1 protein-coding gene and 1 pseudogene are annotated in these 16,226 nt (G+C 50.8%); both read right to left on the reverse strand.

Annotated features, from left to right (window positions below; all coding sequences use genetic code 11):
• Positions 1–238 precede the first annotated feature (238 nt).
• Positions 239–5,266: pseudogene (locus J2Z28_RS18860) on the reverse strand (SDR family NAD(P)-dependent oxidoreductase); the annotation flags it as partial.
• Positions 5,187–16,217 carry an SDR family NAD(P)-dependent oxidoreductase gene (locus J2Z28_RS18865; RefSeq protein ID WP_211083666.1) on the reverse strand — a complete coding sequence of 3,677 codons (11,031 nt, stop codon included), beginning with the start codon at positions 16,215–16,217 and terminating at the stop codon, positions 5,187–5,189. The pseudogene J2Z28_RS18860 and the gene J2Z28_RS18865, both read right to left, overlap by 80 nt.
• Between the last annotated feature and the right edge of the window lie 9 nt (positions 16,218–16,226).

Here is a 16,226-nt window from a genome sequence, read left to right on the forward strand (position 1 = left end):
ACAGCTGGTCTGAACCCGAATTAAGCTTGCTGCCTGTACCTGCATGGGAACGGGCAGATCTGTGTTTCTCTTCTTCTGAAGCCGTCGACCGCAATGAAGACTGCAACGGTTCTTCCCTTTCGGATGCTCCTGGCACAGAATGAGACATATCATTCAGCAATTCGGGTTGAGGTGTCGTTCTGCTGGCAGAAGGCTGTTTCCACTTAGTGGGATGATTTTGCAGCAAATGGACCGCCAACTCGCGAATAGTGCCATGCTCAAAAAAGATGGCGGGTGTCAAACCCAATCCATGGTCGCGGTTCAACCGATCCGCGAGCTCTGTGAACAGAATGGAATCAAAACCGTATTCTGCCCATTCCGTATCACTGTCCAAATCGAAGATACTGACTTTTAACAGGGAAGACACCGTTTGGGATAATAAAGCTAGAACCTGTTCTTTCCCCTGATTTTCCTGAAATGAAGGCGTCATTGCAGATCCCGTAACAGGGTTGGATTTTTCATTCATATGCTGAACAATGTCCGCGTCTTCAACTTCAGAAGGGGATTTTTCCGCACGGTGCAATTGCGATCCCTTTTCCCTCGTTGTCTCTCCAACTGATTGATCTTCAGCCTGAATCCAGTAACGATTTCTGGCAAAAGGATACGTTGGTACACGAACAATAGTTGGCTTCTTCTGAAGATCACCATACAAGGCCGTCCAGTCTATCCCCTGTCCCTGCTCCCACAAGGCAGCCCATTGATGAAGCCTCTCCAGCGAAGGATGATCTTCCAGTAAAGTCATAGTCATTTCATCTAATTTTTCACTGGAATGTTGTTGTAATGATGACTGGCTTTTCAGGAACTGATCGATCTGTTCCACCAGTTCACTGTGGCTGCTGCCCGTCCAAGCAACCCTGTATTTCATGTCCGTTCTTCCAAGCTGAAACGTGTAGGCAATGTCTATTAGGCGCTCAGACAGACCACCGTTCTCCAAATAAATACGAACCTGGCGAGCGTATTCCATCAATCTTTCCTGTGTTCTGGCTGAGATTGGAAGAACCACTTCACCATCCTCTGAAACTTCCGCTTCACCGGAATCCGCATCTAATGCAGAACGATCTGCCCATGAGACGGCAGTTGGAATATATTCCTCCACGATCAGATGTGCATTGCTCCCGCTTGCGCCAAAAGAGCTCAACCCGGCACGAACAGGCCACTCTGCATAGCGCCCATTCTGTTTTCCATGACGGCGCTCCCAGCGCTCGGTTGTCTGCTGCACGTGGAAGCAGGTGTTCTCAAACGGAATCAGCGGGTTCAGCTCCTCAGCATGCAGCGAAGGAAACAGCTCCCTGTGCTTGATTTGCAGGATAAGCTTGCTTAGCCCGGCGACGCCTGCCGCTGCCTCTAAATGTCCAATGTTGGACTTTAGGGAACCGACAGCACAGTTTTGGCCCGGATTGCGGCTGTTTCGAAAGGCTCGCTCCAGCCCCTGAATTTCAATGGGGTCACCCAGTGACGTTCCGGTTCCGTGGGCTTCAATATATCCGATGGTTCCTGGCTCAACGTTTGCTGCCGCGAGTGCATCTGCAATGACTTCCGATTGGGCCACTGGATCTGGCACCGTCGTTCCGGATGTTTTGCCAGCATGGTTCAGAGCCGAGCCCTTAATGACGCCATAGACCGGATAACCTTGCTTGCGGGCTTCAGCTACCGTTGTGAGCAGGACAGCGCCTACCCCTTCACTTGGCACATAGCCGTCCCCATCCTTGCCAAAGCTGCGACATTTTCCGTCCGATGACAGAAACTTGGCCTGTTTCAGAAATACATACTTATGGGGATGGGTGACCAGATTCACACCCCCTGCTATGGCATAATGGCTCTGTCCATGTCGAATGCTCTCGCAGGCCAAATGTATCGCTGTCAGGGAGGATGAACACATACTGTCTACAGCGATGGATGGACCATGGAAATTCAGATGGTAAGAAACCAGATTGGCGATGGCTGAAGCGTTGCTGCCCATGGCCGTAGGAGTGCCTTGCTGCGTCATGGCTGCGCCAAGCAGTTCATAGTGGTTCCAGAACACGCCAGCAAATACACCGACATTCCTCTTATCTGCTGATGCATCATGATGCTTGTCACGTTCAATAGCAAAGCCTGCATCCTCACAGGCTGTCCAGGCCGCTTGCAAAAACAAACGTGCCTGTGGGTCCATCCTTTCGGCTTGAAGCGGCGAGATTTGGAAGAAGGCCGGGTCAAAGTCATCGATCACGTCCAGAAATCCGCCAGCCGGGTAATATTCAGAAGCGGAATACGGAAGATGCAGTCCCGCCCAGCGGTCATCCGGCATGGGCGTGATACAATCTCGTCCCTCCTTCAATATCCGGGCCAATTCGTCCATGTTGTTTGCCGAGGGATACCTTCCCGCCATGCCAATGACAGCAATATCTTCCGGATCAGATGGCGGCGGCAAATGAATGGCCATGTCGTCTCCCATAGCGGACTGAATGCGGGATTTATTCCCGTATACAAGTACAACCTGCGAAACATCCTGTGCAATAATCCGGTCAATAAGCGACATCCCCTGAGCCAATGGCAGCGGCATTGAACCTGAGGACGTATACATGCTGCTGCGAATATGATCATTCACTTTCATGCCGCCATCTGCCCATAACGGCCAGTTAATTGTAAACTGGCGCGGAATTGCCCCTTTTGTTCCACCTCTCTCTTGATGATTCAACAAAAGTCTGTCCATACAGCTGTTGGCCACAGCGTAATCAGCCTGCCCTTTGTTGCCTACAATGGCTGACAGGGAGGAAAACGCAACCGTGAACTCTGGCCTAAGATCATTTAAGGCCTGCTCCAGATTCCAGAGTCCATCCATTTTGGGCTTTAACACCTGCTCCAGATCGGACAAAGGCTTTTGCAGCATCAACTGGTCTTTGGCAGTTCCTGCACAGTGAAATACCCCCGTGATTCCGCCATACTGATCCCGAATCTGCAGGACAGCCTGCTTCATCTCGGCTAGAACGGTTGTATCGGCCTGAATATACATGGCTTCTGCACCGTTGATGTGCAGCGGATTCAGTTTGCGCTGAATGTTCTCACTCAGCGGAGAACGCCCGACAAGAACCAGCTTGCATCTGCATTGACGGGATAGATGAACGGCCAGCGCATACCCCAGCCCACCCATGCCGCCGGTAATAAGATAGATTCCGTCAGGCTTATAGTGTTTTTCCAATGCGGGCCCCGGAACAGGTATCTCCACCAGCTTGCGAACATGCCGCTGAAGGGAGTCTCCTTTGTACCATATGCAGACAGCGGACCCTGATGAGATGTTTTCGGCTTCGAGTCGAAGCTGACGAATCAACGTCTCATCCATGGAGCTTTCATGCAGATCCATTCTGATTAATTGAGCTCCAAAGGCTGGAAGCTCCATCGCAGCCGTCTTTACCAGCCCTTCAAATCCGTGAATGTATCCTCCCGTGTCACGGGAATCCGACAGCACTTGAAGAACGATTCGTCTGCCCGCATTTGGGTGAATTGCTTTTGCCTGGATCATTCCGTATAACGCGGTTACCTTCTGGCGGTACAGATCAGCGTCCATGGACAAATGATCAGGCAATTGATGAATCTCGTATACGTCAGACTGAAGCTCCATCTTGGCAGCAAGAGCCGGATAGTTGCCATAGAGAACAACGATCCGGTACGGGGTGAGATCGGACTGTGGCATTTTTCCATCTGCTATCGTGTGTCGGGCAGATTCAGCCTCATGGATATCCTGTGTTTCAATCCATTTAGGCTCATAACACACAGGTTCTCCATTTTCCTCGATTTCTCTGGCTGTTGCTGGTATTTCCGAATGCGTTGCAGGTTTTTCATCAGTCGAATGACTGCTTTGGGACGGGAGCGTATTCAAGTTCACACGTTCCGACACCGCTGCTGCCTCATTCCAGGCGTCGTAACAATGGGTATGCAAGTATTCGGTCAACGCCTGCACGGAAGAGTGCTCAAACAGCAGCGTTGGATAAAGTTCCATGTTCACCCGGTTTTCCAGCCGTTTCACCAGCTCAAGCAGATGCATGGAATCTAGTCCCTGCTCATAGAAGCCTGCCCGCTCATCCACTGCCTCAGGTAAAATGTGCAGCATGCGTGCGATTTCAGCTTTCACATACGCCGAAATCGTGGATCGGATCTGGTCTTGGGAGCCCGCAGACATCATAGTTGTCTTTGACCATTCAGAGATACCGGATATTACCAATTCAGAAGTTGGTTTGTCGTTGCGTCCAGTTGTCATCGGGTTTGTCAGTCCGGTAATGGATGCGGCATGGCGAACTCTTTTTGCCTTCAAATGTACAAATTCCGCGAGCAATCTGCCCTCCCGATCCGTAACAACAATGCTGCGGGAGATGATATCCCCACCGGAAAGATCGCTTGGTGTTTGTTCAGTAAACGTGCGAATCTCAGCTGGAAAACGGTCGTATATAACAAATCGTTCAATCATGAACGGAATGTATGGCGGAACTTCTGCATCCAGACTGCCGACACTCCCCAGGCGGAAGGACGACCCGGCAAAGGTCGCCCCGTCCAACAGGGCCACATGAGCGTGGAACTTGTCCAGATACTGCTCGGCCAGGTTGCTCAGCCGGATATCCATCCACTCCATTTGGTCTTGTCTGTAGACATCTCCGTGGTTTTTCATAAAGGAAAAATGCTGTATATCCGCCTGTCGGGCGAGCTGATAGATCTGATCCATATCCCACGTCTGAAGCCCGTCTGTGTCTTTGGAAGGTAACAGGTGTGTAGGCTTTAAAGCTTGTACAGGTTGTACAGCTCCCTTCCCGTTGAGCAAATACAGCTTGCATTCCATATTCAGCACATCAGATGAAGGCGGCTCACCGTCTTTAGGTACTTTGCGGCTATGGATGGTGACCTGACCCTCATCCATCTTCATGGACAACGTCAGCATGATATCCACATCAAAATCGGTCGAAGTGACAATCGGCTGTATAAACACGATATCCCGAAGTTCAATGGAGGTTGTACGCAGATGGCTGCCGCTCAGTCGGTACACCATATCCAGCAGCACCACACCTGGAAGGGTGCAGACGCCGTGAACACGATGATCTCTCACGAAATAGTCGCTGTGGCGCAATCGCTGTAAAAATGATTCGGTTGCAGGCAATGTCATGATCCGCGTCACTCCCTTCTCATAGCTTGATGAAATCAAAAAAGCTCGATTGCTCCGAATGTTCCGGTAGCTGTTGCATCGACGATCCAGCTGAAACATTGGACGATGCCTCCACCGATTCCGTTGTTTTGACGGGTGGCCAGCAATACTTGCGTTGAAAAGGTGAATCAGGGAAACGAAGCGGCAGGCTCACCATGCGTTCGGCAGGAATACCTTCATTACTGACAATAACGTGTGCGTTGTTGCCTCCAAGTCCGAATGCACTAATGCCTGCCCGCAGTATGTCGCTTGGACCACTTCCCCACGGCTGGTGCTGCTGTAAGATATAAAAAGGAGATTCCCCGAACTGGAATCGCGGATTGGGCTGGTCGCAGTGAATCGTCGGCGGAAGCTCGCGGTGAGCAAGCGAGAGCAACACCTTGATCAGGCTGGCAATGCCCGATGCGCTCAGCAGATGCCCGATATTACTTTTGACACTGCCTACGCCGCAAAACTGGCGCTGATTTGTATATTTTGCAAAAACACCTGTCAAAGCCTTAAGTTCGATGGGATCACCGATTAGTGTCCCTGTTCCATGTGTCTCGATATAGCTGATGGTGGAAGGATGAATGCCTGCATTTAAGATCGCTTTTTCCAGCAATTCCTGCTGGGCTTCCGGGTTAGGTGTGGTAATGCCCATCGTTTGACCATCGTTATTGATGGAGGTGCCATCGATGACCCCATAGATGGCGTCCTGATCAGCGATAGCTGATGACAGCGGTTTAAGTAATACAACGCCGCAGCCTTCACCAAGCCCGATGCCGTTTGCGTCCGCACTGAACGTTTTGCAACGAGAATCAGGAGATAATACGCTGGCAGCTCCAAGCATCTCGTAGGGCGCATCATCAAGCAGAATGTCCACACCGCCCGCAAAAGCGAGATCGCATTCCCCATCCAGCAGACTTCGTACAGCAAGATGAACTGCGGTAAGTGAACTGGAACAAGCGGTATCCACCACCATGTTGGGGCCTTTCAGATTATAAAAATGGGACAGATGTGCAGCGATAAAGTTTTGGCCGATGCCAACGATTGTATCTTTGGTGCTGCCGCCCAGCTTGGACGAAAAGTTGCTCGCTCTAGAGCCAACAAATACGCCGGTCTGCGAATTCCATAAACGTTCCCGGCTGTATCCTGCGTCTGCGGCGGCCTCCACGCTCACTTCCAGCAGTTGGCGCTGGAGCGGATCGAGCTGTTCTGCCAGCGTATCTGTCATTCGGAAAAATGCAGGATCAAACTGCTCAATGTCCCGAATGAACGCCCCAATGCGCTTGCTTGAAGCGGAAGTCCCATTGGTGCTACTGCCTGTCAACCTCAAGCGTTCCGCCGAGATCTCGGTCATGCTATCTTTACCCTTTTGCAGATTGGACCAGAATTGCACCGGATTCTCGGCATCAGGAAAATGACAGGCGACGCCAACAATTGCAATTTTATCCCGCTTCTTGGTTTGTTCCAGCTCCGCTGGTTTTTCATATGCTTCATCCACAGGATCATTCAGTTCATTCAGTCCGGTGCGACCCTCCATATCTGGTTCAGCATGTTGCACAGAATTGGAAGTCATTGAACGAACATCGGAAGGTTTTCCAGTCAAATTTTCCGCCAACTTAGAGTTGGGTTCCATCAACAGGTCAGTCAAAGATTCAGGATAGATTTGAACCAGATGTTTTGCTAATTGGCGCAGTGTTGGGTGTTCAAGCAGCAGCGAAGGGTCTGTTGCAACATGCTGAAGCTCTCGGTCCATGACCGTCAGAACCTGGACAAGCAGGATCGAATCCATTCCGTAGTGCTGAAAAGGGGTATCTTCATCCAGCCGGGATTCATCCAATCTCAGTTCTTTTGCCATCAAAGCCTTAAGCCACCTCAGTGTCCTGTTCTGCAGCTCTTCCATGAAGCTTGGGGTCATCCGCTCCACCGGGCGTGGAATTAACGGAATGGATACCTGCTGTGCTTCACTTAACGATGCCTCTGCCCGATGCTCCGCTTGTTGCTCTCCCTTGTGTACAGTCTGCGATGCAACTACAGCCGGCAGAATAACAGGTCCCCTGTTTTGCCGAATAATCCGATCCAGCCATAACATTCCTTCCGCATCGGTGATGCTGAGAAGACGGCTTTGGCGATATGCTTCGCTAGTGACCGCACCAAAACCGGATTCCTGCCAGCTTGGCCACTGGATGCTGATGACCGGGAATGGAGAAATGGCACTTTCCCGGGATGCGGCTTCGGCAAAATAGTCCATATACGCGTTAGCCATCACATAATCGCTCTGCCCTGCTCCCAGTGAAGGCATCGCTGAGGACACGGAGGAAAACAGCACAAAGAAGCGCAGTGGCTCATGCCTGAACGCATGAAACAACGTATGCACCCCGCTTGTTTTTGGATCAAGCACCCGCTGCATGGCATCCGCCTGCTTGCGAATAAAAGCCGGATTGGCAGTATCCACGGTGCCAGCACAATGAATAACCCCTCCAATAGGACCCATTGAGCGCTTAACTCTGGCCAGTTCTGCCTGAATGGCGTTCTCGTTTGTAAGAGGGATATCTGTAACAAGCACCTCGGCCCCCAGTTGTTCGAGTTCCAACAAGGATCTGATTTTGGCGCCCGTCGCAGTGTCATGGCTTACATAGACCTCCCAGTCCTCCCGCTGTGGAATGGGTTCCCGTCCAGTCAACAACAGCCGCTTCACGTTGTGATGCTTCACAAAATGGCGGGCACATGCCATTCCAAGGCCGCGGGTACCCCCGGTAATCCACAACACTTGATTTGCTTCCAGGAAAGGTCGTTCAAGATCGATTGAAGATTGCGTAACATCTATGTTCATACCCGCCCCATAAGGAAGTTCACGCATATAGGAACGCCAGCGTTTACCATCACGGTAGCATATCTCCGGTTCCCGATCTGTTTGCCGGAACTCTGTTGTAATGCATTGAATCTTTGCCTCTTCCGATGCCGATGGATCAACATCCAGATGTCTGGATTGGATGTTTCGGTATTCGGATTGCAGCATGCGGAACAGACCCGCACGAGAGGCGTGGGCCAGATTCACTTTCGAATTGCGGAACGACTCCAAGCCACAAGTCACCAATAACAGTAGCATCCCCTCATGACCATGGACTTCAATGACGTCCTGCACAAGCTGCAACCATCCCGGCCGGATCTGTTCTTCGGAGGTATCATCAACAGTGGTCTGCCTCATGCATGCTGTCAGATCAATCAAACCTGTCAGTCCATGCTTCAATCGTTCCTCATCTTCGAGCCAATGGCGTCCCGGATCATCCAACTGTTCTTCATTCAAAACCACCGTATGTTTAAAATGTTCTGTCAATCTCGCAGCAAGGGCTGCTGAATCCCGATTGGCAAGAATCAGAACCATTCCAACAGGATCGCTTTCATCGGAGATGGGTGCAATGTCCGCAAGTTGCCAGTCTTTGTGATAAGCAGTCATTTGGCGCTCCGGTGCTGCTTTCTGAATTCCAGCAGATACAGCAGAATTGAGACCATCCACATGTTCACGGATAGCCGCTTCCTCAGGCAATTCAAACCAGCAGCGCTCGCGCTCAAACGGATAGACAGGCAGACTAATTCGACGAGGCTGTCCTGTGGAGTATAGAACGCTCCAGTCCGTTTTGATGCCTTTCACCCACAAATCCAGCACTTTGCCGTAAAGTCCTTCATTTAACCAACGGTTCACCACTTCGCCAAAATGCTCATCCATGGCAATTGCGGCCTGCACAGCCTGATAGGATTTGACATTTCCGAGGTACATCCCGTCTATTCCGTCTACTGTCTCGTTCGTGTTCTCATTTCCCAGGAAAAGTTGAAGACGTTCCTTCAACTCCTGAACGGATCGCACTACGAATCCGAGGCGCTCTTCCATCTCCTGTCTTCCGGTTTGAAGCGTAAATGCCAAGCGCTCCAGCAAACGTTCCGGTTCTTCCTCTGCTCCTCCGGTGAGATGTTTCTCATCCACAGCAGTGAGCAAACGTCTGGCTCGTTCCCTGAGAGCGGATGAGTTTCGTGCCGAGAGCACAATGATGACAGCTCCTTCTCTTGTTGCTTCGTTGAACGTTGCCCCCTCATGTGGATGGTAATGTGCTTCCTCAATAATTAGGTGGGCATTGGAACCACCCGCACCAAATGAAGACAAGCCCGCCCTGCGCGGAATTTGGACCTGCTTGCCGTTTTCCATCCGCTGCAACGGGTTCCACGCTTCAGCGTCCCGCTGTACACGAAATGGGGTCTGCGCAAAGTCGATATGTGGATTGGCCGGGTCTGAATGCAGAGAGGGCACCAGTTGCCCATGTTTCAGCTGAAGCAAAATTTTAGTCAGTCCGGCAATACCCGCCGCACTTTCGGCGTGGCCGATGTTGGACTTTACCGACCCGAGAGCGCAAAACTGCTGCTGGTCCGTGGATTCTGCAAACGCTTTGCTTAGGCCGGCAACCTCAATCGGATCTCCAAGCGATGTGCCTGTTCCGTGAGCCTCCACATAGGTAATGGTGTCGGCGGAGATGTCCGCCTCAGCAATGGCTCTCCCTATGACACATGACTGCGCTGCCGGATTGGGCACGGTATATCCATTCGTTTTTCCGCCGTGATTCAGTGCACTGCCTTTAATAACCCCGTAGATATGATCTCCGTCTTCGATTGCCTTGTTGAGCGGCTTGAGAATAACTGCTCCGACACCCTCGCCAGGAACATAGCCGTCCCCTTGTGCACCAAAGCTTTTGCATCGGCCTTCACTTGAAAGGAAGCCACCTTGGTTCAGTAAAATATACTTATTTGGATGAATCGATACGTTGACACCACCCGCCACCGCCACTTCGCATTCCTTCAATACAAGACTCTGACAGGCCAGATGAATCGCGGTCAAGGAAGAGGAACACATCGTATCAACAGCCATGCTTGGCCCATTGAAATTGCAATAATATGATATTCGGTTGGCGATGGACGCCGGATTGCCACTTAAAGCGATGGAGGAATCTCCCTTGGCCTGAGCCTGGGCGGCGTACAGCTGGTATTCCTCGTACATGACTCCAACGTACACGCCAACCCTGTTTCCCCAAGTATCTCCGGTTGCAGAAGCCAAACCCTCCGGTGTATACCCTGCATCCTCAATCGCTTCATACGCCGTTTCCAGGAACAGCCGCTCCTGCGGATCCATCATCTGTGCTTCTCTGGGCGAGATATGGAAAAACAAGGGATCAAAACGATCCACGCCCTGGAGGAAGCCTCCCCATTTGCTGCCAGGCTTCGGTGAATTAGGGTCCACATGGTGCATATGTAGCCTGTAATCCCAGCGATCCAACGGAATTTCAGTGACACTATCCCTGCCCTGCATCAAGTTTTCCCAAAATTGTTCGAGATCGTCCGCCTCGGGATAACGGCCAGACAGGCCAATAATGGCGATATCCTTGGCGAGTGAGCGCACATGAACATCTGCTGGCACCGAGGGGCGCTGAGCTGGACGCTGGAATACACGAAATGGAGGGTGTTGCAGGCCAGATCGGTCAGTCTTAGTCTTCTCCGAACGTTCCTTACGATCTTCATGTGGTAGCGCAGGAACCGAAATCAGGCGATTAGCGGTATCGCGGTGGGCTTTGATCAGATATCCTCTCAACTCTTTTAGGGTCTGATATTCAAAAAGCAGTGTTTTGGACAACGGCCCGAAAGTACCCTCGAGCTGATCCGTCAATTGGGTAATGCTGATCGAGTCTATACCATACTCTTCCAGTCGGGCGTGGCTTACAATTTGATCTGCGGGCACTTTGAGTACCGATGACAAGGCCTTTTTCAGAAAAGTATCCAATGCTTCCGCCAGTATATTATCTGCTGCTGTGGTCTGCGCGTGCTTCGTCAAACGATCCGTTGGCAGGCTGGTTTGACTTGTACGCGGTAATGATTCACTCTCGGGAGCTAACGGCGCTGACGGGAAAGCGTTCGGGTATCGCTGGTTCAGAAATGCCGAAGCCGATTGCAGCGTTGGATATTCCACAAATAAAACATGACTCAGATCCAGCCCACATTGCTCGTTCAACCTTTGGGCCAAGAGCGTTAATTGAGGCTGGTCCAGCCCGCATTCAAGCCAATCCGCTTCGCGGCTAATCTCATCTGGTCCCACACCAAGCAGTTCCGCAGCCAATTTTTGCAGCACAGACATGGCATCTGCTTCTGATACGAATGGGGTATCCCGCGTTGCACGGTTCATATTCCAACGTGCCTCCAGGCTGGAAATCAGCTTCGGAATATCTCCTTGTACCCCAATGATTTCACATTCAGTTGACTGAAAACCTCTGTACAGCAGCGTAATACCTGCTTCAAGATCCAGTGGACGCATTCCCGTACTTTCCCATAACCCCTTCTCTTCAGCAGGGCTTAAATGCAGGCCGCCATCTTTCCATAACGGCCAGTGGATGGCCAGGGTCCTTCCTTGCCGTTTACCGGCATGCATTAACTGATGACGATACTGTGCATAGCTGCCCATATATCCGTTGGCCGCAGCGTAATCGCATTGGCCCGGATTTCCATATACACCCGACATGGAAGAGAACAGGATAAAAAAGTCCAGCTTCATCGCCCGGGTTGCTTCATCCAAATGAAAGGTGCCAGCAACTTTCGGAGCCAGCACCTTCTCCATTTCGGCTTTTGTTTTGTTCAAAATGTACTGATCTTCCGTTAAACCTGCGCTATGGATGATTCCATCCAGACGGCCGAAGCTATGCTGAATATAAGCAACAAGCTCCGATGTATCTTTTTCCCGGGATATATCCCCTTGGCGATAGATGATCGTGGTACCATTTGTTTTCAGGGGTTCCCACGCTTGCTCCTGATTCGCTGATATGTCCGATCTGCCTGTCAAAATCAGCGTTGCGTTGACAACCTTAGAGGCAATCTCACGGGCAAAAATATGGCCCAGGCCACCTGCCCCTCCTGTAATAAGGTACACCCCGCCATTCTTCCAAGGCATGGCATCCGTCTCAGCAGGCAGATGGAGGGCTTTCCAGTGAAGCACTTGTCGTTGTGGGCCTTGGTAGCCGATACATACATCCTCAGACTCCCGGTTGGCCTTTATGAGTTCGGCAGCACGCTTGGCGTTACGCGGTTCTCGAGGCCGGCTCTTCGATTCTGAATATCTCTCTTCCATATCTTCAATGAACTGAACATGAATCCGGGGATTTTCCAGTGCCGCGGTTCGCAGCAATCCTGTTAATCCGCTATACAGCTGAAAATGATCTTCACGTCTGTATAACAGCTGAATAAGCACATTCTCAGCAGTGGATGAACTGCTCACCAGTTGTTGAAGTACGTGGAGTACTTGGGTAGAAGCAGACGCAAAACGTTTGGGGCTTGCACCAACATTGTTAATGTCAGCAACCTTTTCAGATCCAAGCGCTACGATCTCGGTTGGTATTTGCTCTCGCTTCAGTCTTTCATTTATTTCCTCCGCCAGTTCGGCCCAAGGTTCAGCCAGCATTACGATATGCCTGTCATAAGGGTGGTTCCACTCATTCTGGACAGCGGCAGTTTCTTCCCAACGAGGTACCAACATGGCCGTTGCCCGCGCATGCGGCTCATCCCCCGGGACTATACCGTTGTTCAAGGCTCTGCAACTAAGTCCCTGAATAAGAACACATGGAACCCCTGTACTGGAGAACAAATCAATATCCAGCTTAGGCATGGCATCCGAGGCGGATGAAGGAGAATCAGAGCTGTAACGCACATGAGCCCACATTTCTTCAGTGCAGGGGCCCAGAACCTGAATTTCATCCATGGCATAGGGAATGGGCAGCGTAGAATTTGCGTTTTCCAGCTCTTTGCCTTCTTTTCCCTCCTGGTCCTCCATCCATAGCCCGATCGCGGATTGCAAAGCCCCGTCCAGGATGGCCGGATGCAGTACATAGGATTGCATTTCATGTTTGAGAATAGAGGGCAGGCGAAGCTGTCCTAACACCTCGTTTTCTCCCACGTTTAACTCAACCAACAACCGATGGGCGAGCCCATAGTTGAGCCCACCTTGTTCGTAAATTCGGTAGCATTGATCCGCAGTTAATCGTTTGGTGTTACAGCGTGCCTTTATCTCGCCCGGATCAATCGCCATTTCTGCTACAAGCTCGGGTTCCAGTGAAACGATGCTGGCATAACCGCTGCTGTGCACCCTATTTTCGCCCGGTCCATCCGCAGACATCCCGCTGTACATTTCATATTGAATAGGCTGCTCCTCTAATGAAGCATGTAATCGAATATGCAGAGACACCGGAGTCTCCCTGACAACAAGAGGACGCATCCAAACATGGTTTTTCAAGAAAACTGCAACATTCTCTCCTTGCTGCTCGCCTAGAGCATCGCTGACTGCAGCATGCGCCATTTCAAGGTAGGCCGCACCGGGTAGAATCCGCTCTTGTCCGATCCGATGATCATTCAGGTAAAATTCTTGGCCGGTCAGAACCGTCACGTATTTTTGCTCTGACAAGTTGGACTTATTCTCATGAAGCAGTGGATGAATAAAAGGAATTTGACCGTAGTATCCGTTATGGGAAGACTTCCCCTTCATCTGGAACTCCACAGAAGGTTCACTAGGTATCCAATACCGTTCTTTGGCAAATGGATACGTAGGCAGACTGATCTTGCAGTGCCTGAATCCGTTATGGAGCAAGTTCCAGTCCACATTCAGGCCTTTCACCCAAAACTCCAGCAATTTTCCGAACTTGCGTTTGGTAATCCAGTTCATCAGGGTATGGCTCATGTCTGCATCGGTTGACAGTATGGATAGCGGCTGTTGTGCATCACCTGCATATCCCACATACATGTCGTCCATATCCTGATCTCCCGAACAGTAGCATTCCAGTTTCGAGCTCAGTTCCTGTAGCGAATCTGTCACGATGCCAAGGCGCATGTTCATCATCTCACGTCCGGTTTGCAGCGTATAAGCGATGTTCGCCAATTGTTCCTCTTGATATCGATTCGATCGCAGAGCCGTCAGCATACGTTCACACAATTCACGAAGCTGCTCTTCATTCCGGGCTGACAAAACGATAAGCACCTGCTGTTTAGCTGGTTTATCCTGCTCAGCCAGCAACATATCTGACTGCTCGGGACAATACTCCTGCACAATGATATGGGCATTGGAACCCCCGGCACCAAATGAGGAAATTCCCGCAATCCGTGGGACTTCCCGTATAGAGTCTCCTGAATCAATCGTTTTTCTGTCCCAGTCACTTAATTGCCTCTGCACTGCAAAAGGCGTCTTGTCGAACTGAATGTGTGGACTAGGCGGGTCCGCATGAATGGAAGGAACCAGCTGCCGATGCTGCATCTGCAAAAGGACCTTGGTCAGGCCTGCAATGCCTGCTGCACTTTCGCAATGACCAATATTCGATTTGGCTGAGCCAATGGCACATTTGTTGTCCGCTGCTTTACCTTTCCTAAATGCCTGGGTTAACCCTGTAATTTCGATGGGATCTCCCAGCGAGGTGCCTGTCCCGTGAGCTTCAATATAGCTGATGTCCGCAATGTCGATTCCTGCCTCCGCGACAGCTGTTTCAATAACCTCCGCTTGTCTGGCAGGATTGGGAACCGTATAACCGTTTGTTTTGCCGCCGTGGTTAACGGCAGTTCCTTTAATGACGCCATAGATATGATCACCGTCGGCTATGGCACGGTTTAAAGGTTTAAGCATTACAGCCCCTACACCTTCTCCGGGGACATAACCATCACCGCCTTCACCGAAGCTTTCGCAGCGACCTTTCGAAGAGAGGAATTGCCCCTGTGTTAACATCACATATTTATTGGGGTGAACAGATACATTGACACCTCCGGCGATTGCGGTTAGGCATTCTTTTTTACTCAGACTCTGGCAGGCCAGATGAATAGCCGTGAGTGACGAGGAACACATGGTATCTATCACCATGCTGGGCCCATGAAAATTACAAAAGTACGAGACACGATTGGCAATGGAAGCCGGATTACCGTTTAATGCAAATGGCTCTTTACCCGCAATCCTGGCTTCAGCGCCATACAGCTGATACTCCTGATACATGACTCCTGCGAACACACCGACATTCCCCATCTGATCCGGGGGTGCATCTGGACCTGCGGCCTGTTCGCGGGTATATCCCGCATCCTGAAGCGTCTCGTAAACACATTCAAGAAACAGTCGCTCCTGTGGGTCAATTCGTTCAGCTTCCTTCGGAGAAATCTGAAAAAAGAGTGGATCAAAACGATCCACTCCATCCAAAAATCCACCCCATTTTCCAGAATGTTTTCCTTTGCTGCCATTCATCTCGGTATGAATCCGGTAATCCCAGCGATCTTCCGGTATTTCGGTGATGCAGTCCTTCCCGTGTTTCAGGTTCTCCCAGAACTGCTCCAGATTACTAGACTTCGGATATCGTCCAGACATGCCAATGATGGCAATGTCCAGCGATTTGCTATGGTCATGCTCTTTGCTGATCGATTCTCCGCCTGCGCTGGTCGCATCTGGAATTTTCCTCCGCGAGCCAGCAGACGGCTGCCGCTTATTGAATGAATTCGGGCTTTCAGACTTCCGTATTGTGCTGGACTCAAGCTCTGAAGTACGGAATTGTACGTCTGAATTGCTTTTCGCCCGCAACCCTGTGAGCTGTTCCAGTCGTTCCCGGTGATGGCTCATGAAATACCCGGCAAGCTCCGCTATATTTTGGTATTCATAGAACAATGTCTTGGACAGCGGACCAAATTGCTGTTCCAATTGATCCGTCAATTTCATCACCATCACGGAATCAATGCCATAGTTCTCCAGAGGCGCATGTGCATCGATCTGTCGTTCCGGCAGCATAAGGCTGGAGGACAATATTTTTTTGACATAACGAATGGCTTTTTCGCTGGTGTCGTCCTCTTTCTCTTCATGAGGCGTCTCACTCAAGCTTGACTCCTGTTTGCCAGATTCGGACAACAGCCTTTGCAGCTGCTCCGCTGCCTGCTGATCGCTGAGCTTTCCTTGCTGAATCTTTCGATACAATGTGGACAGTTGGTCTTCCAAAGCGATCAC

It is taken from the genome of Paenibacillus xylanexedens, assembly GCF_017874615.1.
GTDB lineage: Bacteria > Bacillota > Bacilli > Paenibacillales > Paenibacillaceae > Paenibacillus > Paenibacillus xylanexedens.